Genomic DNA, 25,960 nt, shown 5'->3' with positions numbered 1-25,960 from the left:
AGGCGCGCGATGGACAGGGGGCGATTTGCGAGGGGGCGATCGGATCGGTCCGAAGATGTCACGCGGCCGCTTACATTGCTGCTCGCGACCATGGAAACGCTATCGGCATATTACTCCGTCGTCCCCGCGAAGGCGGGGGCCCCGCTGTTCTTCGACGCAAGCTTGGAGAAGAAAGCGGGATCCCCGCCTTCGCGCGGACGACAGGGGTAGGAGGCTGGCGATACCTGCCCCGCAACGAAAATGCGTGCCTGCGCACTTTTCAAACGAGCACCAATAATTGACAGTGGCCTACCCGTCCCCCACTTGGCTCAGTTCATCATGGCAACCACGCAGACCACCGACTCCAGTCAGGTTCTCGAACTGACCCAGCCGCTTCCGCTCGATGGCGGGCAGAGCCTTGTCGGCGCGCGGATCGCCTATGAGACGCACGGCACGCTCAACGCGGCGAAGGACAACGCGATCCTGATCTGCCACGCGCTGACGGGTGATCACCACGTCGTCTCCAACCATCCGAAAACCGGCAAGCCCGGCTGGTGGCTGCGCATGGTCGGCCCCGGCAAGCCGATCGATACCGATCGCTTCTTCGTGATCTGCGCCAACGTGATCGGTTCCTGCATGGGCTCCACCGGCCCGGCCAGTCTGGCGGAAGACGGCAAGCCCTGGGGCATGCGCTTCCCGGTCATCACCGTGCGCGACATGGTGCGCGGCCACGTCGCCCTGCTGGATGCGCTGGGGATCGAGAGCCTCTATGCCGTGGTGGGCGGATCGATGGGCGGGATGCAGGCGCTCAGCCTTGCCTCCAACTTCGCGGACCGCACCCGCGCGGCGCTGGTGATCGCCTCCACCGCGCGCCACTCGGCCCAGAACATTGCCTTCCACGAAGTGGGCCGGCAGGCGATCATGGCCGATCCCGAATGGCGCGAGGGCGACTATTACGGCGTCAAGGAAAATGGCGGAAAAGGCCCCGAAAAAGGCCTCTCCGTCGCGCGCATGGCCGCGCACATCACCTACCTCTCGGAAGCGGGGCTGACCGAGAAGTTCGGCCGCCGCCTGCAGGATCGGGAGGAAAAGACCTTCGGCTTCGACGCCGATTTCCAGATCGAGAGCTACCTGCGCTATCAGGGGCTGGCCTTTACGGACCGGTTCGACGCGAACTCGTACCTCTACATCACCCGCGCGATGGACTATTTCGACCTTGCGGAAGAACACGGCGGCCTGCTGGCCAATGCCTTCGCCAAGTCCAAGGCGCGCTTCTGCCTCGTCAGCTTCGATACCGACTGGCTCTACCCCACGGCGGATTCGCGCAACGTGGTCCACGCGCTGAACGCCGCCGGCCTGCCGGTGAGCTTCGTGGAACTCTCGGCCCCGTTCGGGCACGACTCGTTCCTGCTCGACGTGCCCGCGCTGGACCGCGTGGTGGAAGGTTTCTTGAGTGAGAGATTCCTGGGAGAAGGCCGCTAAAATGCCCGACATCGAACTGAGCGACGATCCATCGCGGCTGGACGTTGCGCGCGTCCACGGCTGGCTGGCGTCGAGCTACTGGACGCCCGGCGTCGAGCGCGAACAGGTGGAGCGCCAGATTGCCGGATCGCACTGCCTTGGCGCGTACCTTCCGGATGGAACGCAAGTCGGTTTCGCCCGCGTGATTTCCGACCGCGCCAGCTTCGCATGGCTGGCGGATGTCTGGGTGGATGAGCCCGCGCGCGGGCAGGGGCTGGGCCGCCGCATGGTGGACTGGTTTATCGAACATCCCGACTATGGCGACATTCGCCGGTTCATGCTGGCCACCAAGGATGCCCACGGTGTCTATGCCAAGCTGGGCTTCAAGCCGCTGGCCCGGCCGGATCGGCTGATGGAGAAGCTTTCCGGACCGTTCGCCGCTATTCTGGCAACGGATTCCTGACCATGCTGCGCCCCGATCTTGCCGTGATCGCCGCCAATGTCGCGCCGGGATCGCGCGTGCTGGACGTCGGCTGCGGTGACGGCACGCTGATGCTGGCGCTGCGCGACAAGCGCTGCGATGCGCGCGGGATGGAACTCGATCCCACCGATGTGGGCGTCTGCGTGGGCAAGGGCCTCTCGGTGATCCAGGGCGATGCGGACAAAGACCTGACCTTCTATCCCGACCAGTCGGTGGACTACGCGATCCTGTCGCAGACCCTGCAGACGACGATGCGGCCCGACGTGGTGCTGGAAGAACTGCTGCGCATTGGCCGCCGTGCCTTCGTCAGCTTCCCCAACTTCGCGCACTGGCGGGTACGCCTGTCACTGCTGTGGGGCGGGCGCATGCCGGTAACGCGGCTGCTGCCGATCCCGTGGTACGCCACGCCGAACATCCACCACCTGACGGTCGAGGATTTCCGCGAACTGGTGAAGGAGCGCGGGATCAAGGTGGAGGGCGCATGGTTCCTCTCCGGTGACAAGCAGTGCAGCGCGGCGGCAGCCAACTTCCGCGCCGAGCACGCGGTGTTCCTGCTCTCGCGCTGAGAGTCCGCTTGGAAATTCGCAAGACGCGAATTTCGCCGCTAACGAAAATGTCCGCAGGGGCGTTTTCTAATCGGTTGGCATTACCTGATGCAGATGCTTGCGCGACCGTGTGAGATGCTCAAAGATCAGAGGGAAGCTCGCTTGCCTTCGTTCTTCGAACATTCGGCATAGGCTGTGTGGATGAAGTTCTTCAGTTCACCTTTGTCTCGAGTGTTCAAAATATTATCGAGAGCAGGTGATTTTTCTTCGGGCTGCGCACGCAATATCGACTGATACATGTTCAACGCGCTCTCGACTCCGGCGAGTTGCTGGGCCTCGGCATCTGTCGATTGTTCCGGATGTCGGATGGTGAAGGCGGCCATGGCGAGCATGTATTGAACGATGATTTCAGAAGAGTGCGCATAGCTCTCGGGCAGCTTGGCGAAGGGTGTCAAACAGGCCGAAACCGACACGTCGGGCGCTTCAACGAGCCACCGAAGCGCCCATTGCCGATCCTGCGTCAACGCTGGATTCAGCGGCGTCCGTTCAAGGTTCTCGGTTACGTTGACGAAGCGCTGCCTGTCTTCTGCCGATGATGACGCATGCGTCTTGGCGTATACAGGTGCCGTGCAGGTCAAGATTGCAACGAACAAGGTAACGTGGGCGAGGATCTTCATCCGCGATTTGTAGATCGCACAATACGCGTCCGCAATGTCCGCGTCGCTGGAACGGCGGGCTTGAGGTTAAAATCCTGCAAAGCGGCCCTTTTCGAACTCGCATCACGCTGCGTCTGCCCACCCCGCTGCAACTAACTTCGCTGCGCTTCGTAAGTCTCGCGGCCCTCCCGCTTGCGGGAGGGCGGGGTTGCTCCGCCGTCTCATCCTTGTGCTGAAACTCCCCTCCCGCAGGCGGGAGGGGTTGGGGGTGGGCTTTCGCTGCACTAGAGCAGTTTCCGATCCGATTGCATCGGATCAACTGCTCTAAAATCTTGGTTTGCCGCGTTTTCCGAGTCATCAGGAGATTCCACCTGATTAGAAAACGCTCTAGCGCACGAAAAATGCGGGGCAGGCAAAGCCCACCCCGCATATCTCGAAGACCGGGTCTCCAGCGCGTGAGGCTTAGAAGCCGTCCACGGCCTTGCTGACCAGGATGTTCACCGCAACGCGGCGATTCTGGGCCTTGCCTTCCTCGGTGCTGTTGTCCGCCAGCGGGTCGGCCTTGGCCATGCCGGTGGGGGTCAGCATGCGGTAGGGCTTCCAGTGGCAGGCCTGCTGCAGATAGTTCACCACGCGGCTGGCGCGCTTTTCGCTGAGCACCTGGTTGTAGTCGTCGCTGCCGACGGAGTCGGTGTAGCCGACCACCAGCAGAAGCGCGTTGTCCATGCCGTCGGCCGAAGTGGCGGCAGAGCACAGGTTCTGCTTCGCTTCGGGCGAAAGATCGAACTTGCCCGTATCGAAGTTCACGTTGGTCGTGCCCTTGATGTTGTACTTGTCGATGTCACCCATGCGGCCGCGCAGGGCTTCGGTGGCCGCCTCGTTGGCGGTGAAGCGCTGGTCGGTGCCGTTGTGGATCATGGAGGCGACCTTCATGTCCTTGTTCTTCAGGTCGATCGCGCTGGCCACCAGGGCGCCGCCGCCCTGAAGGGTGTCCACCGAAACCGGCAGCCCGTTCAGCAGCTGCGTTGCCGCCAGCTTGCTGCTGTTCATGCCCAGGAAGCCGCCGCTGGACTTGATCTTGGTGGCATCGGTGATGGTGATGATGGTCTTGTTGCCGTTGGCGCTGGTCACCTGCATGCGATCGCCGCTGCGTGCGGAGATGATGCCTTCGACCTTCGGGCCCTTGGTCATGCCGGCGGTGTTGACCGGCTGCTGGTTGGACGCGTCGGCGGTGACGCTGCCTTCCAGGCCGCCATCCTGCTGCTGGGCGGAAACGCTGCCCGCCACGGACACCGAAAGCGCGCCCACGGCGATAAGAACTTTGGCCCTTTTGGAAATGCGACTCATTTATTATTCCTCCAATTCATAACAGCCGGCGCTGCGTACTGCGGCTTTTCTTGGGCCGCCCCCTGGTGGCGCGGCCGGCTGACAAAACCCCCTTCATCTGGCCAAGTGCGTTCGCGGGCCTTCCTGCCGCTTGCGCACCGTGGATTTCCTGCGTGTTCGGGGCAAGCTTTCGCGCATATGAACGTGCCGGGCAGGAACATCGATTGTGCGGGTGATCCGAGAGCGCCGTGCGGCGAACCGAGGGGAAGGGATTTCCCAATTGTACGATTCTGTGGCCATAGACTTACCTGCGCGCACTCCTGGAGGTATTGCTTCGGCGGAGTGCCAGTTCTGAGCGGCCAAAACGAACGCATGCCCCCCAGTTCTGTTCCCGGTGCGCAAGTGCTTGATTGCAAAAATACTTCGCATTACTCTCACGGTCGGCCGGGGGGCTGGACGTCGGGAGTCATCTTGATGGTGAAGTCGCCTGCCTTGGCCCGTTCCGTGGCCGTTTTTCTTGCCCTGTCCCCGTTCGCGGCCCCGTTCGCGCCCGTGGGGGCGCAAGATGCCGCGCCGGACGCGGCCGCGAAGCCGCCCGAAGTACTGTTCCGCAACGTGCGCGTGTTCGACGGGCATTCGGATCGCCTGAGCGGCCCGGTCAACGTTTCCGTCAAGGATGGAACCATTGCTGCGATCGGCGCCGGGATCACCGCCGGCTCCGGCGCGCTGGTGATCGATGGGCGCGGGCGCACGCTGATGCCGGGGCTGATCGACGTTCACGTCCACCTGACTTTCAGCGCGCTGACCGAGCCGCAATTGCTTGCGCCCGACCTGACGCCGCAAAAGGCGGAGCAGGCGGCGGCGGTGCAGTCGAAGGCGATGCTGCTGCGCGGCTTCACGGCGGTGCGCGACATGGGCGGGCCGATCTTCGGGCTGAAGGCCGGGATCGACGCGGGCAAGTACGAAGGGCCGCGCATCTGGCCCTCGGGCGCGGTGATCAGCCAGACATCCGGCCATGGCGACTTCCGCCTGCCTAATGAGCCTTCGCGCCGGTTCTTCGGCAAACCGTCCCGCGCGGAACAATTGGGCGCCACTTTCATTGCCGATGGGCGCGATGAAGTACTCACCGCCACGCGCGAAAACCTGCGGTTCGGCGCCAGCCAGATCAAGCTGATGGCGGGCGGGGGATCGTCCTCCGAATACGATCCGCTCGACGTGACGCAGTACTTGCCGGAAGAAATCTCCGCCGCTGTCGCCGCGGCGGAGGACTGGGGCACCTACGTCACCGTCCACGCCTACACCCCGCGCGCGGTGCGGCGGGCGGTGGAGGCCGGGGTGAAATGCGTGGAGCATGGGCAGTTGCTGGATGAGGCGACGGTGCAGATGCTGGCCGATCGCGGCGTGTGGCTATCGATGCAGAACCTGCCGCCGCCGCTGCCCAGCGACCCGCCGGACCGCCTTGCCAACAAGTTGAAAGTGCGCGCCGGCGCGGATCAGGTCTGGGCCTGGGCGAAGAAGGATCACGTGAAGATCGCCTGGGGCACGGACTTCCTGTTCCGGCCGGAGGAGAACGCCGAACAGAACGCCTATATCCTGCGGCTGAAGCAGTGGTTCACCAACGCGGAGATCCTGAAGCTGGTGACATACGACAATGCGCAACTGTTGGCACTGTCCGGAGAGCGCGCACCCTACAAGGGCAAGCTTGGCGTGGTGGAGCAGGGGGCGCTGGCGGACCTGATTCTGGTCAACGGCGATCCGCTTTCCAACATCGAGCTGATCGGCGATCCGGGGCGCAATTTCTCGGCGATCATGAAGGGCGGCAAGCTCTACAAGCGCGAGGGCGTGTAGGGCCTGTTCGGTGACGGCTCCGTGCCGCCAACGTGCCGCCAATGTAGGGTTAGGTGTCGTTCGGGTCACGCTTGAAAAGGCGGACCCGAACGGCCCGGTCAGCCCATCTTGAGCCCGGCGTACATGCCAAGCTTGTTGCCGTCCGGATCGCGCATATAGGCGCCGAAAGCGCCGCGTGCCTGCGGTTTTTCCTCCGGCTGGCCCTCGCAAGTGCCGCCATGGGCGATGCCGGCGGCATGCCACGCGCGCACGGTATCCGCGTCCGGCGCCTCGAAGATGATCGTGCCGCCGTTGGCATGGGTGGCGGGCTGCCCATCGCGCGCGGGGCCCAGCAGGAACTTCAGGCCATCGACATCCCACATCACGATCGGCCATTCGGGCGTCGACTGGCACGGCGAAACGCCCAGCGTGGCGAACGTCGCGTCATAGAATTCGCGTGCCTTTTCAAGATCGTTGGTGCCGAGGCGCAGGCTCTTCAGGATCATCGCTTCTCTCCCAGAAAGGCCGGCCCGCGTCGTTGCACGGGCCGGTGCCGAAGTCGGTTCAGCCCGCGCGGTACATGGCGCAAAGCTTGTTGTTATCGGGGTCGCGCAAGTAGGCGAGGTAGAGCGTGCCGAACGGAAATTCGCGCGGCCCCGGCGCATCCTCGCAGCTGGCGCCACCCGCAGCGCAGCCGGCGGCATGCCAGGCGTCCACCGCATCGGCGCTGTCCATCGTGAAGCCCACGGTACCGCCGTTGGCGAACGTGGCCGCGTCGCCGTTCAGCGGGCTGACGACCATGAAGTTCGACCCGTTGTGCATCCAGCCCAGGCGTCCGGCGGCAGGATCGCTGAGCACCGGAGTCGCGCCCATGGTGCCGAACACGGCGTCGTAGAAGGTCTTGGCGGTATTGAGGTCGTTGCTGCCGACGCAGATGTGGCTGAACATTGCAGGTTCCCTTGCGGTTGTCCGATTGGGTGAGGGCCGGCCATCGGCCGGTATTCTTCTTGGGGGGATGGTTTCACCATCGGAGGCCTTCGGGTCAATCGGATCCGTGCAATCGGCGGGGAATATCGCAGTGGTGGTCCCGCCCGCGCGATGGCTTGCTTCCTGCCGGGTGGATGATCGGCAAGACGCGCAGTTATCCACGCGTTTCGGCTCGCGAAGGCCCTTGTGGAAATGCTTCGGGTGGACGCTGGCGGGCGGGTTTGGCATTCAAAATCGCCATGTGGCACATCTTCCAGTTCCCGCTCTGCCCGTTCAGTCGCAAGGTTCGCCTGCTGATGGCCGAAAAGGGCATCGCCTACGAACTCCAGACCGCGCGCCCGTGGGAGGGTGAGGACAGGCTCTTCGCGATGAACCCGGCCGGCCGCACGCCCGTGGTGCGGGAGGCGGAGCGCAACATCGTCCTCTCCGACAGCCGCGCCATTTGCGAGTACTTCGAGGAAACGGTGGAGCGGAACCCGCAGATCAGCGGCACCGTGCAGCAACGCGCGGAAATCCGCCGCCTGATCGCGATGTTCGATGAGAATTTCTTCAACGACGTATCCGGCCCGCTGCTGCATGAGCGCATGAAGAAGCGCCTCGTCCTGCGCCAGTCGCCCGATGCGAAGATCCTGCGCGAATCGATGAAGCTGGCGCACGATTACCTCGACTACATCGACTACCTGATCGACAACCGCCCCTGGCTCGCGGGTTCGACGATGACCTTGGCCGATCTGGCCGCTGCCGCCCAGATTTCCGTGGCGGACTACCTGGGCGGCCTCGACTGGTCGAGCCACGAACAGGCGCGCGGCTGGTATCTGGTGATGAAGTCACGCCCCTCGTTCCGCCCGCTGCTCAGCGAGCGGATGGAAGTGATCCAGCCGCCCAGCCACTATGCGGAAGTAGATGCCTGAGACTGGATGGCGAATAGGATGAAGGCCGAACTGTTCGTGTCGCCGGACGGTGGCTCAGTTGGGCACTTACAGAACTGGCTGGCAAATTCTCCATCGATCAAGCGCTTGCGCCGCATCCTGCTAGGCGGATTGCCGTTTCCGGTACTCGAAAGCGACGTGCGTGATGTCATCTATGCCAACTGGGTGGTGCCGGTGGCCGCCGTCGCGGATCGCGTCCCGCCCGGCGTGCAGTTGGTCGAGCGCAATGGGCAGACCATCCTTACCGTGCTTACTTACGCTCACGGGCATTTTGGACCCGCTCTGGCGGGGCCATTGCGACGCTTCTTTCCATCACCGCTTCAAAGCAATTGGCGCCTCTATGTCGAGGAAGTCGATGGGAAGGCACCGGCGGAAGATACCGTGCTCTTCCTCGCCAACACCTTTGACAGCTATCTTTATGCGCTGGGGACAAGGATCTTTAGTGACGCCATGCTGTCGCATCGGGCTGAACATTTCGAACATCGCGAGCAAAGCGACGGCTGGTTGACGCGATTGGATGGCAGGGGAAGTGCGCCGTCGATGACGCTGCATGTCGGCCGCCTTGGGCAAGCTGAATTGCCGGAGGCTTTCGCTCCCTTCTTTTCCGGATTACCCGACGCACTGCGTAAGCTCTGCTTACAGCACGCTGCGCTTGCGCCGACGGAGCGTGATGGGCAACTTTCTTTGGCTGGTATAGATTTGCCGATAAGGACGGATGCCGTGGAATTCCTTCGCGTGGTTCGTTATGATCCTGGCGCATTGTTGAAACGGTGGCAGGCCGGCAACCTGCCATTCTGTTTTCGGGTTCCTTCGGTCCGTTTTAGAGCCATATCGGAAAGGCTTGTCACGACAACGATGTAAACACGGCCGGCGGTCTGCGCGGTCCTTTTTTGGTGTCAGGCAATCGCCGACTTGGTGCCGAAGCGGCCATGGTTGCGGAACCGCGTCATCCAGCGGTCCAGAAAGAGTTCCAGCGGCCGCGGCGTAACGCCGATCTCTGCTAACCCGGGAAGCGTGCCGCTGGCCTCGATGCCGGCCTTCAGCAGCTTGAACTGATCGGTGCTGATCGGCGTGCCGGGCAGGGCGGCAATCAGGCCGCCCAGGCCGTCGGGCAGGGGAACCAGCGCGCGCTTGCGGCCTTCGGAAGCGGCGATGCGCTGGTTGAGTTCCAGCACCGTATAGATTTCGGGCCCGGCCAGTTCGTAGGTTTTGCCACCGTGAATCTCCGGCGCGGCCAGGGCAATGGCGATCGATTCGGCCACATCGTCCACGAACACCGGCTGAAGCTTCGCCTCCGGCGCGAAAACCGGGAGCATGCGCATGCGCGAGATCAACTCGCCGAACATCATCACGAAGTTGTCGTCCGGCCCGAACATGATGGCGGGGCGCACGATCGTGGCACTGGGAAATTCGGCCAGTACGGCCCGTTCGCCTTCCGCCTTGGTGCGGGCATAGGTCACGTCCGAACCGGCATCGGCACCGATCGCGGAAACGTGGACGAAGGCCTGCGCGCCGGCAGCCTTGGCGGCGGCAGCGATGCGCCCGGCTCCCGAACCCTGCACGGCATCGAGATTGCCGTCGAACGCGCCGACAAGGTTCACCACCGCGTCGGAACCCTCCAGCACGCGCGCGAGCGAATCCAGCTTGCTGACGTCCACCCGCGCGAACTGGATCTGGCCCAGGTTGCTCAGCGGCTTGATCGACCACGCCTTGTCCGGGTTGCGGCTGGCCACGCGCACACGGGCACCCCGCGCGAACAGTTCCTGCACCACATGCCTGCCGAGAAATCCGCTGCCACCCAGCAGGGTGACGATCTTGCCGGAAAGGGAATCGGGGTTGCCTTGGCTCATGGTCTGATCGGCTCCTTCAGCGTGGCGCAGACGCGGCGAGGGAGAAAAAGGCCGCCAGCGCCGGTTTCGCGCATGATGTAAATTATTGGCACATGGGCCATGCCGGGGCAACCAAGCGCGGTATCGGAGGGAGGGTGAAGAGGAATTTTCGGCCTTTTTCGAAAGAATTGAAAAAACTTGCTTGAGGGGCGTTGACACGAATCAAGGAGCCCCTTAGAGGCGCCCTCCTACCCGGCGAGGACGGCAACAACGGCCCCCTCGCTTCCGTGCCCAGATGGCGGAATTGGTAGACGCACCAGCTTCAGGTGCTGGCGCTCGCAAGGGCGTGGAGGTTCGAGTCCTCTTCTGGGCACCAAGCTCTCATCCGCGGACGTCCACCGACGTCCGCGGAGAGGCTGAAAAACCTCACTTTTTCCGCTATAATCGTCCGCTCACAATCGGGCGGATCCGGCACCAATCGGGAACAAACTTGGTATCCTGCAAGGTATCGAAATCCGTCCTGCAGCAAGGACGGTTCCCCTATGGCCACACTCTTCGCCACCGCAGTCGCCAGCGCAAAATCTCGCGACAAGGATTACAAGCTGTCCGATGGCGGCGGGCTCTATCTGCTGGTCCGGCCAAACGGCTCGAAGCTCTGGCGCCTCAATTACACCTACCTCGGCAAGCAGCGCACGCTGGCCTTTGGCCCCTGGCCGGAGATCAGCCTAGCCGACGCGCGTGTCCGACGTGAGGAGGCCAAGCGGCTTCTTGCCAACGGTGTCGACCCTTCGCATCAGAAGAAGGTCGATGCGGCCCGGGCGCGTGTGGAGGAGAGCGAGACGTTCAAGGCGGTGGCTGTGGAGTGGATCGCGAAGAACGAGCGCGAGGGTATGGCCGAAATTACGGTCAGCAAGCTCAGGTGGCTGCTAGACAAGGCCTATCCCAAAATCGGCAATCGGCCGGTCGCGAAAATCACCACGCAGGAGGTCCTGGGCGTTCTGCGTTCGATCGAGGCCACGGGCCGCTATGAAAGCGCCCGGCGCATGCGCAGCGTTCTCAGCCGGGTGTTTCGCTACGCCATCGCAACCACGCGGGCCGAGCGCGATCCCGCGAGCGACCTGAGGGGCGCGCTGACGGTTCCCAAGACCAAGCATCTGGCGGCCATCACTACGCCCGATCGCGCAGGCGACCTCATGCGCGCGATCGAGGCATTCGCTGGGCATGGGGTTACACATTATGCGCTCAGGCTATCGGCACACCTCTTTGTGCGTCCTGGCGAGCTGCGTCAGGCGGAATGGGCGGAATTCGATTTCGAGCGGGCAATCTGGAATCTCCCGGCCCACAAGATGAAGATGCGCCGCCCGCACAGGGTTCCGCTTTCCACTCAGGTCATGGGCCTGTTCGAGGAGCTGTGGGAGCTCACCGGCCATGCGCCGTATTGCTTTCCGTCCATTCGCGGTTGGAGGCGGCCGATGTCCGAAAACACGGTGAACGCTGCGCTGCGCACTCTCGGCTTCGCGCAGGAAGAAATGTCGGCGCATGGGTTCAGGGCCATGGCGGCTACGCTGCTCAATGAGAGCGGCCGGTTCAATCCGGATGCGATTGAGCGCCAGCTTGCGCACATGGAGAACAATGGAGTGCGCAGGGCTTACACGCGCGGCGAGTACTGGAATGAGCGCGTCTCGATGATGCAGTTTTGGTCCGACGAGCTCGAGCGGCTGCGCGACTGCGCTCGGCTTTCAAAGCCCAGGTTTGGAGTGCAGCGTTCGGATGAAGCCTAGGGGGACGGCGGTATCCGCTTCATCCTTCCTGTGCAGTTGCCAAGGCGCATCTTTTGCGTGGCATCATAAGGCTTTCCACCAACGCAAGGCGGGCGCTATCGGAGGCGAATGGCGAAAGGTATATTCATCCATCGGTCGGACTCGGTCTACGACGACAGCCCGGCGGAACGCTATCAGTTCCCCAGCCAATATCTTGGGCGGGTGAGTGCCTGCATCGGTGACTGGATCATCTATTACGAGCCGAGCAAGGTTCGCTTCTCGAAAGGGTATTTCGCGACGGCCAAGGTTGAGCAGGTGGTGCCGGATCCAACTGTCCCCGGCATGTATCTCGCGCTAATCGAGCCCGGCTCCTACCTCGACTTCGTCAACCCGGTCCCATTCAATGGACCTCTTGGCGTTGTCGAGCGCGGAGTGTTGAACGAAGATGGCAAGAATTCGGGGCGAGCCCAGTCGGCGGTTCGGCCGCTGGCCATTGCTGATTTCAATCGCATCATTGACCTCGGCATTGCCGAAGACCACGACTTCCTTCCCAGAGTGGGTGACACCGTTTCCGAAACGGATGCCTTGAGGGAAGAGCGGGAGCCGTTCGTCCACGAAATCGAACGTGATCGCGTTGCATATCTCGGTTCACGGCTCGTGCGAGACCGGCTGTTTCGGCGCCGCGTCGTTACCGCTTACGACGCTCGCTGTGCGATCACAGGCCTGAAGATTATTAATGGTGGGGGGCGGGCGGAGGTTGAGGCCGCTCATATCCGGCCTGTCGAAAAGGGAGGTCCGGATGTCGTGAGCAACGGTCTGGCATTGTCGGGGACGGTGCACTGGATGTTTGATCGAGGCCTGATCAGTCTAGGAGATGATCTGGAAATCTTGGTTAGCCGCCAAGCAAACGATGCTGATTCCATTCGAGCATTGGTGAACCGCAAAGGCTTTGCAGTTCCGCCGAGTCTCCCTGGGGATCGCCCGCACCCCAGTTTCCTCGGCTGGCATCGCGATAATTGCTTCAAGCAGTGAACGGCTCGTTTGCAGACTGGAGGTGAGGCTGACGATTCTGAGCTGATGCTCATTTACGATCAGATCCGCGAGAAGGGTTTCGTGCCGACGATCTCCATCGGGACAGCCAGGACTGCTGGAGAATGAAGCCAGCGAAACCGGCGGCTGGTGGTTCTCAGCGCCATTGCAATGACAATCGCAAGCGGTGCGAACGCGGGCTTGCGCTAGGCTTGGCGATCGAGGCACACTTTGCACCTGAACAGCACGAACCCTTTTCTTGCTGGGCTGGCAGTCTTGATCTACACAATGCGCATTGTGCGACTTACTACAAATGCAAGCATTTACTTTGCTGGAATGGCATTAGTACGTCTTATATGCAGGCTGTTAGGGGGTAAAGCCTATGCGCAATGTTGCCGGAACGCGACATAGTCTCCGCAGCAATCGGTCGCTAACGATCATTGCGCAAGATCCCTCGGTTCTGGTGAACGGCAAGATTGTTCGGGCGACGGTGGATGTCCCGGCCGAACAGCTGTTGCCGGGGCCGCGCGGGTACCGCGTCAACGTCATTGATTTCGACGCCACCGCTAACGTTCTCTACGACCAGGCGGACATTCCCTGTTCACTCGATGTTCCCGTCGCCGATCCCTACGCCGACGCCGACGACAGCGTCCTCCTCGCTGATCCGCGATTTCATGCACAGAACGTATACGCAATCGTGATGCGGACGCTCGCCAGGTTCGAATTCGCTCTCGGCCGGCGCGTTGCCTGGGGCTGCGAAGGGCACCAGTTGCATATCGCCCCGCATGCTTTTGCCGAAGCCAACGCTTTCTACTCGCGCGAAGATCGGGCGATCTTCTTCGGCTACTTCAAGAGTCGCCGGCCGGATGATGCCACCGTGTTCAGTTGCCTTTCGCACGACGTCATCGCCCACGAGACGACCCATGCGATCCTCGACGGCTTGCGCTCCCGCTTCCTGGAGCCGTCCTCACCCGACCAAGCCGGGTTTCACGAAGGCTTTTCGGATGTTGTCGCACTGCTCTCGGTCTTTTCCTTGCCGGGCGTCGTAGAGAGAATTCTCGGAGGCAGTCCCGGCGACCCGCTGATTGCTGCTAAACTGCTTGAAAAGAAAAGGCTTATCGAAACCGGGCTGTTCGGCTTGGCCGTGGAGATGGGGCAAGAGCTCTCTGGAGTGCGCGGGCAAGCACTGCGGCGATCGGTTAAAATGGTGCCTGGCAAGGATTACCTCAACGACCCTGAGTACGCCGAGGAGCACATGCGCGGCGAGGTCCTCGTTGCGGCCATGCTTCACAGCTTTGTCGATGTCTGGCTGGCTCGGCTTGAGCGCGTCGGCACGATCGAGCGTGGGAAGAAGCATCGCGCCCTGGTCGTGGAGGAAGGCGCGCGTGCGGCGAGCCACCTCCTTACCATGGCCATTCGCGCGATCGACTATTGTCCGACTGTCGATCTGAGTTTCGCCGATTATTTGTCGGCGTTGCTCACCGTCGATCGCGAAGTCGTCCCGGACGACCAGTTCGGTTACCGTGAGCGATTACTCGGCTGCTTTGCCGCGTTCGGGATTACTCCCTCGCCGAATGCCGACGGGGACGGGACCTGGCTGCGCTGCGACAGTGAGCTTGTCTACAGCCGAACCCACTTTGACTCGATGCTCCGCGACAAGGAGGAGGTGTTCCGGTTCGTCTGGGAAAACCGGGATGCGCTCAAACTGGGTACGCTCGGCTACATCGAGGTGCTTTCCGTACGCCCGAGCATGCGCATTGCCCCGGACGGGTTTGTTCTGCGCGAAACCGTGGCCGAATACGTGCAGGTCCTGACCCTGGAAGCCCAGGAGCTCAAGGAGCTGCTGGGCATTGACAGCCCTGCCTCAGTCGAGCAGTGGCGGCGGATCAAGATACTTGGGGGCGGCGCACTGATCTTCGATGAATATGGTCAATTGAAGTATCAGATTGCCAACCATCTCGCCGATAGCCCCGGTGACGTCGCCCGGCAGTCGGCGCGGATTGCCTATCTTGCCGCAAACGGCAATCTGACCCCGACTGATCCCTCGCGGTCGCGAATTGCAGCGCTGCACCTTGCTCGTTCTCAAGCCAGCGAGGCGCTGTGATGACTCCGCAAAGCGTGAGGATACGCACCTATCAGGTCGGGTTCGGTGACTGCTTTCTGGTCACCTTCCGCTACGAGGACGGCGAGCGGCACCTGCTGATCGACTTCGGCTCAACCGGTCTCCCGCCGGAGGCACCGAAATCGCGGATGATGGATATCGCCAAGGACATTGCGGCCACCAGCGGCGGCAAGCTGACCGGGGTGGTGGCAACCCACCGCCACAAGGACCACGTCTCGGGGTTTGCAACCGCCGCGCGCGGTAAGGGTACCGGCGATATTATCGCTGCGCTCCAGCCGGAGCTCGTGGTCCAGCCCTGGACCGAAGATCCCAAGATTGATCCCAACGCGACCGGGCCGGCACCTCGCGCGAAGGGCCTGCGCGCGGCGTCGGCGCGGGCTGCAACCTTGGCGGCCATGCAAGCGACCGCTGGCAACGTGCTCGGTGAGATCAAGCGCATTCGCTACCTTGCGCCAGAAGCCCGCGACGAAATCGCTTTCCTGGGTGACGACAACATCGGCAATCTCGAAGCGGTCCGCAATCTCATGACCATGGGCAAGAAGAGCCTCTATGCCCATGCCGGGATGAACAACATCTTCGGCAGCCTGCTGCCCGGGGTCGAGGTGCTTGTCCTCGGCCCACCCACCGTCGACCAATCGGCGTCCGTCCGGAAGCAAGCCAGCCGAAACGCGGACGAATACTGGCATCTTCAGGCGGCGGCGGCCGACACAGTACCATCAGTTGGTCGGGGCAAGGTGGCTCCGCTGTTTCCTGGGCACGTCCGCGCATCGCGAAACCCGTTTCCGGAAGAGGCCCGCTGGTTGATGTATCATCTGCGCCAAGTGCGCGGCCAGCAAATGCTCGGCATTGTCCGGATGCTCGACAAAGCGATGAACAATACCAGCTTGATCCTGCTCTTCCGCATCGGCGACAAGAGTTTCCTCTTCCCGGGCGACGCCCAATGGGAGAACTGGGCCTATGCGCTCAGTGACCCGCAGATCCAGGAACTCCTCAAGGACGTCGATGTGTATAAGGTCGGGCATCATGGCAGCTTGAACGCCACTCCCAAGTCCCTGTGGGAGTTGTTTGCCAACCGCTCTCCTGACCCCCACAAACATGATCGGCTGACCTCGATCATGTCGACCATGCCAGGAAAACACGGATCAATCGCGAGCAAGACCGAAGTTCCGCGCACAACTTTGAAGACGGAACTCAAGCGCGAATCCAATCTGCTCACGACCGACGAAATCGAGGACACCACGCTCTACCGTGATCTCGAGATCGAGCTTTGAGAGGTGCCCATGTCCAGAAACATCGTCATCTGTTGTGACGGCACCTCGAACCAGTTCGCGCCGTGCAACACCAATGTGGTCAAGCTTTGCCAGCTCCTGATCAAGGATCTTGCCAGGCAGGCGATCTATTACCATCCAGGCCTGGGGACGCGTGAGCCCCTCGGTTTCAAACCCGCATGGCGCCGGCTTGTTGCGCGTGTTGCGGGGCTCGCGTTCGGCTTCGGCATCAAGCAGGATGTTGCTGAGCTCTACCAGTTCGTCATGAACCAGTGGAGGCCGGGCGATCGGCTCTACCTCTTCGGGTTCAGCCGCGGCGCTTATACCGTTCGCGCTTTGGCCGCGATGATCCACCTTTACGGTCTGGCCATGCCCGGCAACCAGGAACTCATTCCGTACGCCGTGCGGCTGTTCTGGTCGATGCGGGGACAGGCCGATGAAGATGAAACGGAAACCGCTGCACGCTTTGCCCTGGCGACGCAGTTCCGCGAAGCCTTGAGTATCCAGCCAGCAGGAATTCACTTTCTCGGCGTCTGGGACACGGTATCATCGGTCGGGTGGGTCGGCAGTCCGGTTTCGCTGCCGTATACCCGCCGAAACCCGAGCGTGGCCATTGCCCGCCACGCCGTCGCAATCGACGAGCGCCGCGCTTTCTTCCGGACCAATTTACTCGACCCGGCACCGGGACAGGATGTCGCACAGGTCTGGTTCCCGGGCAGCCACTGCGATGTCGGCGGTGGTTATCCCGAGGCCGAATGTGATCTGTCCAACATAACGCTTGGGTGGATGATCGCGGAAGCCGAGGCTGCCGGGCTGTTGTTCGACAAAGACCGGATCGACGCCTACTTTGCTTCTGGCCAGGGCAAGTCACGCGACCCTGCAGCGCCGTATCATGAGTCGCTGACCGGTGCCTGGAAGCTCGCCGAATTTGCTCCCAAGCGGCATTGGAATCGGCAAACCGGCCAAGAGGAATGGCGCCTCAATCGTTTCCGCAGGCGCTGGCTCGGCCCGGTTCCAAGAATTGCGGCAACGGCTTGGGCGCGAGACGCAAGCTATGTGGCAGCGCTCCCAGGTGATGCCCAACGCACCCAAATTCACCAGTCATTGATCGGAACAATGGTGTGACGATCTTTCCAAGTGCAGAAGCGGGCAAGTTGAGCAGATTGTTAGACCCAGCGCGGTCAGTTGGTCAGAACGACAATGCCGTGCGAACTGGCGGTTGCCCAGCTAAGCCCTGTTCGATGAGGTCCGATCAAGCGTTCAATCGAAGGTTCAATGACCAGCACGGTAGAGCGCCCGACCCGGTAATGGCTAGCAACCGGGTCCCATTAGCCCTCGATCCGCTCGAGGCGAAGCTATATGAAGCGCGGATGCGGGATATATCAGGACAGGTTCACGATGCTGCCGCCGCACCGCGACATAATGGTGGACGATACGTGCGTGCGAGGCAGACCTGCTCATGAATTGGTGGTTGATCCTCACGACCGCCGGGTCGGTGACCGTTGCTGGCACCCTGGTGTTGTATTTTTCGAAAATGCTTCGCGAGCAGCGCCGGCTGCGCGAGACGATCGACGAGCTTAAAGGAAGTGCCGAAGGGCTTGCAAGGGAAGCGGACAAGCCACTTTCGGACTACGTTGCCATACAAGAGACGGGACAGGTGTCGTCCGCTGAACTCGTCGAGGACGCTGCTCCTCGACCAACGGTTCCAGCTCCGTTGCCGCTGGACCTAGTGGAGGCATGCGCGCGCGGTGTCGCCACTCTGTTCGTCGGAGACGCCGCCTATCTTCGTGTCAATGCACCCGACCGTAAGGATTTTCTGCTCGACCTCGGGCGCCAGCTTCCCGCCGCGATTGAGCAAGAGAATTCCAGGCGTCGATCAACACGGGCGAGCCTGGCCCGGCTTCTTGAGCGTGCGAGCGTAGATGCTGCTGTCGAACTACTCGAGCAACATATCGGAAGCGATGCGCTGATTGGGGCGACCCGGGCGGCGTATTCCAACGCGCTTCCGACGAGTGCGTTGACAAAGCTCGTCCGCGATGTCGGGGTCGAGGAGTTCGTATCGCTTGGCTTCGACGCCGCTGTGTCATCCGCCGCCATCAACGAGCCAACACGCGTTTTAACCAACCGCTCGAGCGGCAATTTTGAGCAACTGATGACGACGCCGGGCCGTTTCTTGCTACAACTTGGCGGTGATCTCAATCAGCCAGGGACGGTGTGCCTGACCTTCGACCAGGTTAAGGCCAGCCTCGTTGAGGCTCCGGACCTTCGATCGGTCCTGCTTTCCATGTTTGCAGCGCGAACGGTAATATTCGTCGGCGCATCGACGCACGACATCGAGGCCCTGCTTGACGCGGTGGGTCTCTACGGGGTTCCCGCACAGCGCCATTTCGCCATCATCCAAGGCGACCCTGATTTCGACATCATAGCTTCGCGGTTTGAGAGCAAATACAATATCCAGTTGATTGAGATCGTCGATCCCACCGAACTGGATTCCTTTGTAGATTTGCTTGTTCGCAAGGTGGCAGCCCGCAAGCGGGAGATCGCTCAGGAATCGCCCAATGCGTCCGCTCGCGGCAGTTTGCTGCGCCGGGTAACAGTGCAGAATATCGGTCCGTTCTCGAGCGCAACGGTTGAACTGTCGCCTTCGTGGACGCTGATCCTGGGTAACAATGGCGCTGGCAAATCGACCATCCTTCGCGCGATCGCGCTTGTACTAGCCGGCACCGATCGCCAAGCTCAAACTTGGGCGCGTACCCTGCTCAAGCGTGGACAGAAAACCGGGAGCGTCGAACTGGAAGTGGACGCTGTACCGCAACCAGTAATCTACCGTGCGCAAATCACGCTTGAGGGGGACAGGGTTAGCCTAAGTTCGAGCGTGTCACCGCTCCAAGCTGGAGCGCTCTGCGCCTTTGGGTTTGCCGCGATTCGCGGCGTCACAATGCCAGACGTCATGGAGCCGCTCGCCCCCGCCGGTGACCCGATGCCGCGTGTGAGCGATGTTCTGCCGCTATTGCGCGGTGGGTGGGACGAACGCGTACTCGATCTAAAAGCTTGGATCCGCCAGGCTTATGCGACGCAACAAAATGCTTCGGCCGATGTTCGCGAGCGCAAGCGCGCCACAGACAAGCTCAGTAGCTTCTTCCAAGTCGTCGACGAGATGGCGCCGGGTTTCGACCTACGTTTTTCACGATGCGACGAGGCAGGCGAGATCCTGCTCATGACGTCGGACGGGGAGATTCCGCTCTCATACGTAAGCCAGGGCATGACGTCGATGATCGGCTGGCTCGGCACATTGATCCAGCGCCTCTTCGAGCTTGCCGATGGCGATACAGATCCACGGCAGAGCAGCGCTGTAATCCTGATTGATGAAGTCGACAGCCATCTTCATCCGGAATGGCAGCAGCGACTTGTGCCGACCCTGCGCCGAACGTTTCCGAACTTACAGGTAATCGCGACGACACATTCAGCGCTGATGGTGGGAAGCTTGGAGGAGCGCGAGATCGTTAAGGTCACCCGGCACAAGGGCAAACTCGAAATCGAGCATCTTGAGCGTTCATACAAGGGATATCGCGTCGATCAGATCCTTACCGACCCGCCGTTCGACCTTGTGTCGACCCGCGATCTCGACTGGGAGGCCTTGCGCGACGAATATGCCGACCTACTTGGAATTTCGAAACGGACGCCTGAGCAGGAGGCACGCTATCGCGAACTGGATGTGATGATGGACCAGGTGCCGCCCCCGCTTGAGACGCGAGGTGCCCGCGACCATTTCGAGGCACAGCTCAGTCTCATCGACGCCGAGATTGAGCGTACAGCCACGGCCAGTGCAACCGGGCAAGCCACGTGATTAACGTCCCATTCGACCCTGATCAGCTTACCGGGGACGAGCGCGTCTGGTGGGATGCCTGGAGCGGACGCGCCGCGGCCAAAAGGCAGGCGTATCTTGCGAAGCGTGCGGCCGGCGAGACCTGCGAGTTTGACAGTTCGATTTGGTCGGATCTGAAAGCGTGGTTGCTTGAGCACGTCTTTCACAACAAGTGCGCCTATTGCGAAGGCCATGTCACCGCAGTGGCTTTCGGAGATGCGGAACATTATCGGCCAAAGGGCAACGTCACCATATCTGATGGGGCGGCAAAGCGTGCGGCCGTGCTTCCAAATGGCGAGCCACACGCCGGCTATTATTGGCTGGCTTACGACTGGCGGAACCTGTTGCCGGCTTGCACACGCTGCAACAATGCGAAGTCAGATCAGTTCGAGGTTGAACTGATGGCGGAACCGGACCCAACGCTTGACACGCTCACGCTCAACGATCGCGAGGCTCCGCGCTTGCTCTATCCGTATACGGACGACCCGGCCGTTCACCTCCGGTTCGGTAAAAACGGTGTGGTGGCTGCAATCGATGGCAATGAGCGCGGTAAGGCGACAATTCGTATCCTGGGTCTGAATAGGCGCGAATTGATGGATGCGAGGTGGCGTGCGCAATCTCAGGCACTCGATGGGTTGGAGGGGCGCGTCGGCCAATTAATGTCCAGCGAAGACGCCCTTGCCGAACGTGCAGACACTTATATGGGACGGAAAGCGCCGTTCTCGCGCGCGGTCTATGACTGGTTCACGGAGCGCGTACGGCTCGTGTCGGAGCGTGCCCTGACCGCCGCACAGGCAACGCAGAGCAGTCCCTAAATGGTGCTCAGCGTTGGCATATTTGGGCTAGCGGTGCGTGCCGGTGATCGACGCCGGCTCGCGTTAGCCTATGGGAAAGTGCTACGTCCGACGTCGCTGCCAATCATAGACTCACGAACCGAAATCCGCTTTTGGCCAACCCTGCCATTCTAGAGGTGACCTTTGAACGGCAGTAAAGTCCCAACCCAAGGCGTTGCGCGTTTGTCGAAAAACGACCCTTTGCAGCCGTTCAACCGCCGATTTGCAGCACTAAGGTGCGGACGTTCTGCTATCATGGTGGGTGGGCGAGTTGGTCTGTGATCAGGTTACGAAACAGCACGCGTCGGCCGTTCATCTCTGGGAGCGACAATTCCCGGAGTCACGGCTGATATCTATCTGACCGGAGAAAATAGCGCCGTTAGCCGGGTTGCGTTTAGTCAGTCGGCGTCGGCGTTCGGCCAGAAATTCGGACGCTTTTCCGCTTTCGACATAGTCAAAAGCGCTGATCTGGGCATCCAGCAGAGTCGCATGTATGCCCTTGCCTTTCACGTTATCCAGATTGAACCGGAACGAGCCTTCAGGGGCTGGTACAATCTCGATCGCTATTCCGGCCCGCTCAATGGACCTTTCGCCGCCTGGAAAGATGGACCATTTTGGCGAATGGATGAACGTCTTGCGACGGTTGAGGTAATTTAGAAATTCAGCGTGTTGCTCCGTGCCCACCGTGCTTTCGGTGAGATTGTCGCAGCATTTTTCGCCGACGATCATCGTCCCCCATTTTGGATGCGTGACCATGTGGGTGTAGCGCAATTCCTTCCCACAATATTCGCATTCGCCGTTCAAGCCGCCAAGGTCGTCTTCGCCGATGAACTCCCAGTCTTTCGACGGCATGATGATGCCATGTTCCTTGGCGTGGCACCCCCGGCACAGCACGTCACATTCGTCATAAGGGTAATCCCACGGCAAGCGGCCTTTGACGTAGTGGCGGTGATGCACCTGAAGAACGACGTCCGGAGCGGTGCGAAGGCAATGGGCGCACTGACCGCCATGCAGTTTGATTTGCTCGGCGCAGTAGGCCTTCCATTCTCGCTGCCGATAAAGCTTCATCGTCCCACACCAACCGCACTGGCCGAAAGACGAGCCTATCTGATCGGCGGATCTTTCGCGATGCATTTCGGCATCATCATGGCGACCGCCGGTCAGGACACCACTGTCACATAGCGACGGAGTCCACCTTGCATCTAAGTCCTTCGATCATGCAACACGTGGTCGAAGTTTTGCACCAATTCCGTTGGCGGGTGCAACAAAAGTGGATTGAAATGCACTCGCGATCAGCATATATGCACCGAGATGGCGCAATTGTGCAACGCGCCCAGGATAAATCATGGACCATTTCACTATCATTCAAGCACTCTGCCGCGCCGCCATGGCCGATGCGTCGCCAGCCCTGCGCAAGCAGGTCGAACGTCTGCGCGATGCCCTGGCCAAGGATGGCGAACAGAAGCAGGCGGCCACCTTGGCCGGCATCCTGACAACGGCAGAGCGCACCAAGGAGTTGGCCCCGAGCCGCATCGAACGCTCCAGGGCTCAGATTTTGGGCGAGCCTCTGACCCGAAACACGCCGTTGCCTGTTGATCGCGAAACGTCGGCCCCGTTGGCTGACGTCATCTTTCCAGCCGACATCCAGTCAACGCCCCCCTTGTTCAACGCGACCGTTAGTCAGGCCATCGATACGATCATCGACGAATGGGTAAATTTCGACGCCCTCGCCGAGATCGATATCCGGCCATCGAAGACGTGCCTCATCTACGGCGTCCCTGGGACGGGCAAGACCCGCTTGGCACTCTGGATCGCCCAGCAGCTTGACTTGCCCGTGGTGCTGGTAAAGCTAGATGGCCTCGTGTCATCGTTTCTGGGCACGACGGCGCGCAATATTGGCAACCTGTTCACCTTCGCGAACCGCCATCGCTGCGTTTTGCTGCTGGACGAGTTCGACGCCATCGCGAAGGTTCGGGATGACCCGCAGGAAGTCGGTGAGATCAAGCGGGTGGTGAACGCGCTCCTGCAAAACCTCGATATGCGCCGCGACGTGGGCTTTACGATCGGCATCACCAACCACCCCAAGCTGTTGGACACAGCCGTCTGGAGGCGCTTCGAGGTCCAGCTCGAAATCCCCAAGCCCGACTTCGAGATCCGCAAGGCGATTGCCGCGCATTTCATGCCGCCTGTAAAGGCGCCAGACAGCCATTTGCGGCTGATTTCCTGGTTCACGGAGGGCTCGACTGGGGCCGAGATCGAGTCGCTCGTCCGCACATACAAAAAGGCGACCACACTGCGGGATGAGGACAAGCGCGGACTTTTGGACACATTGCGCCAGTTCGCGACCCTGAACGCGGCGCGGGTGCAAAGCGAACGGCGGGCATTGCTATTCGACGACCCCGGCACTCTGTTCCGGGCGATGCGCGATGATCCGATCCTCGACTTCTCTATGGCCGATATCGGCGAGATCGCCGGTAAGGACAAATCAACAGTCAGCCGCCACCTTGGCCGTGTAGCCAAGGCGGGTGAAGGGGAGGTTCCCAATGGCTAGCCCGATCCAGATCGTCCTCAACCCCGAGAATTATGAGGAAGCACGCGACGCTGGCGGGGGTGGCGGACACAAGGACTTCTTTGCGCACCGCAATGCCGAATTCGCCAAACATAAGGCGGCGCTCATCAGCCAGATCGATACGATCTCGGGGGTTCTAAGCGCCCAGGCTCAGGGCGATGTCGGCTTTGTGAAAGTTATCCTGCGCCGGGAGGCCTGGGCCAAGAGTCACCGGCCGGTCGCGAGCCTGTTCCGCAGCGATCGCACGCCGGTCGTGGGCGGAGGTGATCTGGGTGTCATGATCGTGGCGGCTCGACCCGGCGCCCTGAGGCAGGTCTCGGCGCAGATTGAAAAAGCCGAAACGCATACGGAGATGCGCTTCAACGAGACCAAGCAGAAGGACGAGCCCCATCCCACCGCTCGGAAAAGCGAGACGGGCGCGATCGATCGTATCGAACTCTATGGAGCGTCAGACCGCCGCAGTTTCTCCGTGGAAGAAGCTGTCGCGTGGCTTTCCAGCCCGGCGACCGGCGGTAGCTACCAGGTCGAATTGTTCGAGGCTCTACCGCCCCGCTCAGAATGGGATCGCCTCGATGCAGGTCAGCGCCGCCTTGTTGAAAGCTTCCTTGCGGGTTTCAGCCAGCTCGAACGCGGCCTGACCGTCGAACGCTTGTCCAATCACCGCAACAAGCATCCGCTGCTATCCGTTCGCCTCGACCAGTCGGGCGATCAACCGGTCCTGCAACTGACCGGATCGACGGTCAGTGAGCGACGCCGCGAGTTGGCACCGTTCAGCCCGGACACGGCGCGCCACGCCCGCCTGCTGGCTTTTCTCGACAACCATCCACTGGTCCGGCGCATCGAATTGCCAGGCATCGTTGTCCGCGCTAGCCAGCCGGCCAACGCTGTCGCCCGTGCCCGGCCGACCGATATTGCGATGCCGGTTCGCGATAGCCGCCGAACGCACCCTCGCATCGGGATCATTGACGGTGGCATCAGCGATGCATTGTCCGATTGGGTTATCGATCGCTGGGACATTCTCGCCGACGAGGACGCCGATTTCGCGCATGGTACCTTTATCGGCGGCCTGGCAGCCGTGGGCGGCGCCCTGAATGGCGTGGAAATTTGCCCGGAGCCCGACGGCGCGGAACTGGTCGATGTTGCGGTGTTTCCGAATGAGCGAAAGGCAGGGGCCTTCGCGTCCTACTACCCCGAAGGCCTCCCGCAGTTCTTTGATGAAATGGAGACGGCCGTGTCCGATGCCCGCGCACGGCATGGGGTGCGGGTATTCAACATGAGCCTCAACATTTTGCAGCCTGCGGCTCCTGATCGCTACAGCCCTCACGCTGCGCGTCTCGATCATATCGCTGAGAGCAACAATGCGATCATGTTCATTTCGGCAGGGAACATTCAACCCCAGGACCTCCGGGCTGAATGGCCCGTGGATGCCACTGCGGCCCTGGCCAATCTTGCGACCGCCCGTAACGATAGCCTGTTGACCCCCGCAGAAAGCGCCCGCAACGTCGCTGTCGCGGCGCTCAACCCGCCGGGACATGGCGGGTGCTTGCCCTTTGCCCCGACTCGTTACAGTAGGCGCGGCCCGGGTCTGCGCGCCGGCGTGAAACCCGATCTCGCGCATATCGGTGGCGCGGGTTCCCTGCATCCCGAACTCGGGCACGGATTGTTTTCCATTCTGCCAGATGGAACAATAGTGGATGGCTGCGGCACCAGCTATGCTGCGCCGCTCGCCGCCAAGACCGCTGCGGTTCTTGACCATGCCATCGAAGGCGAGGTCTCACGCGAGACCCTGATCGGCCTGATGGTCCACCACGCTGAAATGCCGGTGCCCTTGCAATCCAAGGAACTCGCACCGATCGCACGCCATCTGGTGGGCTTTGGTCTGCCGCCCTCGGCAGACCGGATTCTCGAGACCGGGGACCACAGCATCACGCTTGTCTTCGCATCCCGGATTCAACGCGATCAGCAGATCAACTTCCGTTTCCCCTGGCCGGCTTCACTGGTCGGGCCGGGCGGGAAATGCCGGGGGCGGGCGAAGATCACCTTGGTTTCCACGCCGCCTCTCGATGCACGGTTCGGATCAGAATTTGTCCGTGTAAACATCAATGCCACGTTGCAGCAGGAAACGGCAAAAGGTGGCTGGAAAGGCCAACTGGAACCTCTGTATCTTCCGTCAAAACGCGAGGCCCCTGCTATCGAGGCGGAGCGCATCGAATATGATCTGAAGTGGAGCCCGGTCAAAGTCCTGGCCAAGACCTTCCCGCGCGGCGTTGGGGCATCCTCCAACTGGCGGCTGTTCGTGGACTATTTGACTCGCGCCGGGGAGGTCATGCCGGAGGAAGGCGTGCCGTTCACAGCAATCGTCACGATCAGCGATCCGGATGCTGAGCAGCCGGTATTCAACGATATGCGCCAGAGCTTGCAGGCCCTTGGCACGCAGATCGCGGATATCCGAACGGCAGCCCGCATTACACCGAGGGTTTGATAGGAGGCGTGT

At 61.4% G+C, this 25,960-nt stretch carries 22 protein-coding genes and 1 tRNA gene; 17 read left to right on the top strand and 6 right to left on the bottom strand.

Annotated elements, in window-relative coordinates; translation table 11 throughout:
* Nucleotides 1-318: 318 nt before the first annotated feature.
* Genes WBP07_RS11695 through metW form a run of 3 tightly spaced genes read left to right on the top strand, consistent with a single transcriptional unit; the run spans nucleotide 319 to nucleotide 2,487 of the window.
* The gene (locus WBP07_RS11695; protein WP_395391222.1) at nucleotides 319-1,461 is read left to right on the top strand and encodes a homoserine O-acetyltransferase; all 1,143 of its coding nucleotides are present in this window, start codon (nucleotides 319-321) and stop codon (nucleotides 1,459-1,461) included.
* 1 nt (nucleotide 1,462) lies between these two features.
* Complete coding sequence (locus tag WBP07_RS11690; protein ID WP_395391221.1) at nucleotides 1,463-1,903, top strand: GNAT family N-acetyltransferase; 441 nt, start codon at nucleotides 1,463-1,465, stop codon at nucleotides 1,901-1,903.
* A gap of 2 nt (nucleotides 1,904-1,905) precedes the next feature.
* The gene (gene metW / locus WBP07_RS11685) at nucleotides 1,906-2,487 is read left to right on the top strand and encodes a methionine biosynthesis protein MetW (protein ID WP_395391220.1); all 582 of its coding nucleotides are present in this window, start codon (nucleotides 1,906-1,908) and stop codon (nucleotides 2,485-2,487) included.
* 125 nt (nucleotides 2,488-2,612) lie between these two features.
* Here metW and WBP07_RS11680 read toward each other — a convergent pair whose 3' ends face one another.
* Together WBP07_RS11680 and WBP07_RS11675 are read right to left on the bottom strand one after the other, a co-directional pair.
* A complete protein-coding gene (locus WBP07_RS11680; protein WP_395391219.1) occupies nucleotides 2,613-3,143 on the bottom strand; it encodes a hypothetical protein in 531 nt (176 codons plus the stop codon).
* A 441-nt stretch (nucleotides 3,144-3,584) separates the two neighbouring features.
* On the bottom strand, nucleotides 3,585-4,469 hold the full coding sequence (locus WBP07_RS11675) for an OmpA family protein (RefSeq protein ID WP_395391218.1): 885 nt from the start codon (nucleotides 4,467-4,469) through the stop codon (nucleotides 3,585-3,587).
* Nucleotides 4,470-4,952: 483 nt separating this feature from the next.
* Here WBP07_RS11675 and WBP07_RS11670 point away from each other — a divergent pair, with 483 nt between their 5' ends.
* On the top strand, nucleotides 4,953-6,296 hold the full coding sequence (locus tag WBP07_RS11670; protein WP_395391217.1) for an amidohydrolase family protein: 1,344 nt from the start codon (nucleotides 4,953-4,955) through the stop codon (nucleotides 6,294-6,296).
* 98 nt (nucleotides 6,297-6,394) lie between these two features.
* Here the strand turns inward: WBP07_RS11670 and WBP07_RS11665 are convergent, their stop codons facing one another.
* Together WBP07_RS11665 and WBP07_RS11660 are read right to left on the bottom strand one after the other, a co-directional pair.
* Nucleotides 6,395-6,781, bottom strand: coding sequence for a VOC family protein (locus tag WBP07_RS11665; RefSeq protein ID WP_395391216.1), 387 nt, complete (start codon nucleotides 6,779-6,781; stop codon nucleotides 6,395-6,397).
* Between the two features lie 58 nt (nucleotides 6,782-6,839).
* Entirely contained in the window at nucleotides 6,840-7,223 is a 384-nt protein-coding gene (locus WBP07_RS11660; protein WP_395391215.1) for a VOC family protein, read from the bottom strand.
* Nucleotides 7,224-7,501: 278 nt separating this feature from the next.
* Here WBP07_RS11660 and WBP07_RS11655 point away from each other — a divergent pair, with 278 nt between their 5' ends.
* Nucleotides 7,502-8,173: a glutathione S-transferase family protein gene (locus tag WBP07_RS11655; protein ID WP_395395781.1), complete on the top strand. Its 672-nt coding sequence runs from the start codon at nucleotides 7,502-7,504 to the stop codon at nucleotides 8,171-8,173.
* 18 nt (nucleotides 8,174-8,191) lie between these two features.
* The gene (locus WBP07_RS11650; protein ID WP_395391214.1) at nucleotides 8,192-9,052 is read left to right on the top strand and encodes a DUF2071 domain-containing protein; all 861 of its coding nucleotides are present in this window, start codon (nucleotides 8,192-8,194) and stop codon (nucleotides 9,050-9,052) included.
* 35 nt (nucleotides 9,053-9,087) lie between these two features.
* Here WBP07_RS11650 and WBP07_RS11645 read toward each other — a convergent pair whose 3' ends face one another.
* Complete coding sequence (locus WBP07_RS11645; protein ID WP_395391213.1) at nucleotides 9,088-10,041, bottom strand: complex I NDUFA9 subunit family protein; 954 nt, start codon at nucleotides 10,039-10,041, stop codon at nucleotides 9,088-9,090.
* A 268-nt stretch (nucleotides 10,042-10,309) separates the two neighbouring features.
* On the opposite strand from WBP07_RS11645, the gene WBP07_RS11640 reads away from it, so the two are divergent.
* The 8 genes from WBP07_RS11640 (at nucleotide 10,310) to WBP07_RS11605 (ending at nucleotide 20,879) form a co-directional block, all read left to right on the top strand.
* Nucleotides 10,310-10,396: transfer RNA gene (locus tag WBP07_RS11640), tRNA-Leu, on the top strand.
* Between the two features lie 166 nt (nucleotides 10,397-10,562).
* Nucleotides 10,563-11,801 carry a tyrosine-type recombinase/integrase gene (locus WBP07_RS11635; protein ID WP_395391212.1) on the top strand — a complete coding sequence of 413 codons (1,239 nt, stop codon included), beginning with the start codon at nucleotides 10,563-10,565 and terminating at the stop codon, nucleotides 11,799-11,801.
* 108 nt (nucleotides 11,802-11,909) lie between these two features.
* The gene (locus tag WBP07_RS11630; RefSeq protein ID WP_395391211.1) at nucleotides 11,910-12,812 is read left to right on the top strand and encodes an HNH endonuclease; all 903 of its coding nucleotides are present in this window, start codon (nucleotides 11,910-11,912) and stop codon (nucleotides 12,810-12,812) included.
* Nucleotides 12,813-13,272: 460 nt separating this feature from the next.
* Nucleotides 13,273-14,913 carry a hypothetical protein gene (locus tag WBP07_RS11625; protein ID WP_395391210.1) on the top strand — a complete coding sequence of 547 codons (1,641 nt, stop codon included), beginning with the start codon at nucleotides 13,273-13,275 and terminating at the stop codon, nucleotides 14,911-14,913.
* Nucleotides 14,913-16,202: an MBL fold metallo-hydrolase gene (locus WBP07_RS11620; protein WP_395391209.1), complete on the top strand. Its 1,290-nt coding sequence runs from the start codon at nucleotides 14,913-14,915 to the stop codon at nucleotides 16,200-16,202. The genes WBP07_RS11625 and WBP07_RS11620 overlap by 1 nt, the downstream gene beginning before the upstream one ends.
* A 9-nt stretch (nucleotides 16,203-16,211) precedes the next feature.
* A complete protein-coding gene (locus tag WBP07_RS11615; protein WP_395391208.1) occupies nucleotides 16,212-17,324 on the top strand; it encodes a DUF2235 domain-containing protein in 1,113 nt (370 codons plus the stop codon).
* Nucleotides 17,325-17,670: 346 nt separating this feature from the next.
* Nucleotides 17,671-20,046 (top strand): AAA family ATPase, encoded by a 2,376-nt coding sequence (locus WBP07_RS11610; RefSeq protein WP_395391207.1) that lies wholly within the window; start codon nucleotides 17,671-17,673, stop codon nucleotides 20,044-20,046.
* Nucleotides 20,043-20,879 carry an HNH endonuclease gene (locus WBP07_RS11605; protein ID WP_395391206.1) on the top strand — a complete coding sequence of 279 codons (837 nt, stop codon included), beginning with the start codon at nucleotides 20,043-20,045 and terminating at the stop codon, nucleotides 20,877-20,879. The genes WBP07_RS11610 and WBP07_RS11605 overlap by 4 nt, the downstream gene beginning before the upstream one ends.
* A gap of 330 nt (nucleotides 20,880-21,209) precedes the next feature.
* On the opposite strand, the gene WBP07_RS11600 is transcribed toward WBP07_RS11605, so the two are convergent.
* Nucleotides 21,210-21,854, bottom strand: coding sequence for a hypothetical protein (locus WBP07_RS11600; protein ID WP_395391205.1), 645 nt, complete (start codon nucleotides 21,852-21,854; stop codon nucleotides 21,210-21,212).
* On the opposite strand from WBP07_RS11600, the gene WBP07_RS11595 reads away from it, so the two are divergent.
* The 3 genes from WBP07_RS11595 to WBP07_RS11585 all read left to right on the top strand — a co-directional run bounded on the left by WBP07_RS11595 (nucleotide 21,849) and on the right by WBP07_RS11585 (nucleotide 25,948).
* Nucleotides 21,849-22,079 (top strand): hypothetical protein, encoded by a 231-nt coding sequence (locus WBP07_RS11595; protein ID WP_395391204.1) that lies wholly within the window; start codon nucleotides 21,849-21,851, stop codon nucleotides 22,077-22,079. The genes WBP07_RS11600 and WBP07_RS11595 overlap by 6 nt on opposite strands.
* Nucleotides 22,080-22,242: 163 nt before the next feature.
* On the top strand, nucleotides 22,243-23,448 hold the full coding sequence (locus WBP07_RS11590; protein WP_395391203.1) for an AAA family ATPase: 1,206 nt from the start codon (nucleotides 22,243-22,245) through the stop codon (nucleotides 23,446-23,448).
* Nucleotides 23,441-25,948, top strand: coding sequence for a S8 family peptidase (locus tag WBP07_RS11585; protein WP_395391202.1), 2,508 nt, complete (start codon nucleotides 23,441-23,443; stop codon nucleotides 25,946-25,948). Before WBP07_RS11590 ends, WBP07_RS11585 begins: the two co-directional genes overlap by 8 nt.
* Nucleotides 25,949-25,960 lie beyond the last annotated feature (12 nt).

The sequence above is a fragment of the Novosphingobium oxfordense genome, assembly GCF_044029435.1.
Lineage (GTDB): Bacteria > Pseudomonadota > Alphaproteobacteria > Sphingomonadales > Sphingomonadaceae > Novosphingobium.
This window is presented reverse-complemented; position numbering and strand designations above follow the sequence as displayed.

What these genes read in the sequence shown, in the direction of transcription:
- WBP07_RS11695 (WP_395391222.1), top strand. Translation starts at nt 319, where the DNA reads ATGGCAACCACGCAGACCACCGACTCCAGTCAGGTTCTCGAACTGACC.
- WBP07_RS11690 (WP_395391221.1), top strand. Translation starts at nt 1,463, where the DNA reads ATGCCCGACATCGAACTGAGCGACGATCCATCGCGGCTGGACGTTGCG.
- metW (WP_395391220.1), top strand. Translation starts at nt 1,906, where the DNA reads ATGCTGCGCCCCGATCTTGCCGTGATCGCCGCCAATGTCGCGCCGGGA.
- WBP07_RS11680 (WP_395391219.1), bottom strand. Translation starts at nt 3,143, where the DNA reads ATGAAGATCCTCGCCCACGTTACCTTGTTCGTTGCAATCTTGACCTGC.
- WBP07_RS11675 (WP_395391218.1), bottom strand. Translation starts at nt 4,469, where the DNA reads ATGAGTCGCATTTCCAAAAGGGCCAAAGTTCTTATCGCCGTGGGCGCG.
- WBP07_RS11665 (WP_395391216.1), bottom strand. Translation starts at nt 6,781, where the DNA reads ATGATCCTGAAGAGCCTGCGCCTCGGCACCAACGATCTTGAAAAGGCA.
- WBP07_RS11660 (WP_395391215.1), bottom strand. Translation starts at nt 7,223, where the DNA reads ATGTTCAGCCACATCTGCGTCGGCAGCAACGACCTCAATACCGCCAAG.
- WBP07_RS11655 (WP_395395781.1), top strand. Translation starts at nt 7,502, where the DNA reads ATGTGGCACATCTTCCAGTTCCCGCTCTGCCCGTTCAGTCGCAAGGTT.
- WBP07_RS11650 (WP_395391214.1), top strand. Translation starts at nt 8,192, where the DNA reads ATGAAGGCCGAACTGTTCGTGTCGCCGGACGGTGGCTCAGTTGGGCAC.
- WBP07_RS11645 (WP_395391213.1), bottom strand. Translation starts at nt 10,041, where the DNA reads ATGAGCCAAGGCAACCCCGATTCCCTTTCCGGCAAGATCGTCACCCTG.
- WBP07_RS11635 (WP_395391212.1), top strand. Translation starts at nt 10,563, where the DNA reads ATGGCCACACTCTTCGCCACCGCAGTCGCCAGCGCAAAATCTCGCGAC.
- WBP07_RS11630 (WP_395391211.1), top strand. Translation starts at nt 11,910, where the DNA reads ATGGCGAAAGGTATATTCATCCATCGGTCGGACTCGGTCTACGACGAC.
- WBP07_RS11620 (WP_395391209.1), top strand. Translation starts at nt 14,913, where the DNA reads ATGACTCCGCAAAGCGTGAGGATACGCACCTATCAGGTCGGGTTCGGT.
- WBP07_RS11615 (WP_395391208.1), top strand. Translation starts at nt 16,212, where the DNA reads ATGTCCAGAAACATCGTCATCTGTTGTGACGGCACCTCGAACCAGTTC.
- WBP07_RS11595 (WP_395391204.1), top strand. Translation starts at nt 21,849, where the DNA reads ATGCACCTGAAGAACGACGTCCGGAGCGGTGCGAAGGCAATGGGCGCA.
- WBP07_RS11590 (WP_395391203.1), top strand. Translation starts at nt 22,243, where the DNA reads ATGGACCATTTCACTATCATTCAAGCACTCTGCCGCGCCGCCATGGCC.
- WBP07_RS11585 (WP_395391202.1), top strand. Translation starts at nt 23,441, where the DNA reads ATGGCTAGCCCGATCCAGATCGTCCTCAACCCCGAGAATTATGAGGAA.